The organism is Microcoleus sp. B13-B6 (assembly GCF_036705405.1).
GTDB lineage: Bacteria > Cyanobacteriota > Cyanobacteriia > Cyanobacteriales > Microcoleaceae > Microcoleus.
On the sequence record NZ_JAUBUJ010000015.1, the window covers coordinates 109,703 to 111,389 of the forward strand.

The 1,687-nt window shown below is 48.5% G+C and carries 2 protein-coding genes; one reads left to right on the plus strand and one right to left on the minus strand.

Going from position 1 to position 1,687, the window contains the following annotated elements; all coding sequences use genetic code 11:
• On the plus strand, positions 1-1,010 hold a 1,010-nt coding region (locus QUB35_RS09435), incomplete at its 5' end, for a Calx-beta domain-containing protein (RefSeq protein WP_333141481.1).
• A gap of 459 nt (positions 1,011-1,469) precedes the next feature.
• Here the strand turns inward: QUB35_RS09435 and QUB35_RS39095 are convergent.
• Positions 1,470-1,568, minus strand: coding sequence for a hypothetical protein (locus QUB35_RS39095; protein ID WP_445252099.1), 99 nt, complete (start codon positions 1,566-1,568; stop codon positions 1,470-1,472).
• Positions 1,569-1,687 lie beyond the last annotated feature (119 nt).

Genomic DNA, 1,687 nt, shown 5'->3' on the forward strand with positions numbered 1-1,687 from the left:
CGATTAACGTTACTCGCACCGGTGGCACGGCGGCTGCATCGATTAACTACGCTACTCTTGACGGTTCGGCAAGTTCAACAGGCAGTGCCCCGGATTACACTGGAACGGCGGCGGGGGTGTTGAATTTTGATGCGGGGGTAACTACCGCTAGTTTCACTGTGACGGCTTTGACTGATTCGATTTTGGAATCGCCCGAAACGGTGAATTTGGTGCTCTTCGGTGGCAATGTCGCCAGTAGTCCGTCAATTTTGACGATTAATGATGTGCCGCCAACTCCGGGGACAACTCCGACTCCAGCAACATCAACAGCAACCCAGTTTGTTTTTAGTGCGCCTACTTTCAGCACTCAGGAATCATCTGGCTTTGCTACGGTGACAGTCAATCGCATCGGCCCTAATACGGGGACTGCAACGATTAGCTACAGTACTCTTGACGGCACCGCCCTATCAACTGGAACTGCGGTTGATTATTCCTCTCGTGCTGGTGTACTCAACTTTGGCCCTGGGGTAACTTCCACGACGTTCAGCATCTTTGTCAATCCTGATACTGTGCCTGAAATGACTGAGACTGTTAACCTATTTCTCAACAACGGCCCCGTCGGCACTCCGTCAACAGCAAGACTAGACATTCTTGACAGTAGCGGCGGTGCATCTGGCAATGTCTTCCAGTATAGTGCGTCTGATTACGGCACGATCGCCACTCAGGGGGGCGACACAACGGTTACAGTTACCCGCTCAAGCGGCTTAGGTGCAGCATCGATTGATTATATTATTCTGGCGGGTACTCCAGGCGCCGGTCCTGCACCTGTATATGGTTCCGACTACCTGCTTGACCCGGGCGGCCCCACTGGCGGCACGTTGTCCTTCGCCGACGGCCAACTCAGCCAAACCTTTACTCTTCAAGACAACGCATTTAGTACCAATAATGGGACTGTGCGCTTAGGTCTTGCTAACCCCACTGCGGGCTACAGTTTCGGCAGTACAGCGGCAACAAGTATCACTCTCATCTAAGGCTGTTAGTAGGGCGAGGAATCCTTGCTCTACTAATATGTCCCGCAAGTAGTTAAATGCTTTTTATCAGTCTGATTCCTCACTACAGCTTTTTTCAAGAAAGTGAGGTGCGCGGGTAAAATCTTCGCTGTGTGACAGTCGCTGGCACCGACAACTAATGGGATTCACCTACATGGCTGATTGTGGGCTGCCTCGACCAGAATCCCATTGGTGGTGCTAGTTTCCTGGCTTTCAACCCATTTGCTACTTCGGTCTGATAGCACCCTTTCAAGGTCGTACTCTTAGATGCTACGCGCATTATTCGAGTACGACCTTGAACTCTTGTATATTGAAAAAAGTAGATTGCAATTGGCTATTGGGTGGGGGTTTTTGAGATTGTTGGTTTGTGGTAATTATTGTTTGTAAAACCCGACCCTAAAATTATCGATTGGATATTATTGTTTTTTTGCGTTTACTTACTTAATCCTTAATTTGTTGATAAGCTTGCTGACACTGTTCAAAGGTTGAGGCGTCAGCTTCCCTATTCCCAAAATATAGTTGCTCATGTATTCTTAGGATCGCGAATTAAATAATTTACACTCTTGAAAGTGGGATGGGCGTCCCGCCCCCCCATTATGGACGGGCGGGACGCCCATCCCACAAGAAACATCAAAAATATAAGTTATTTAATTATCAAT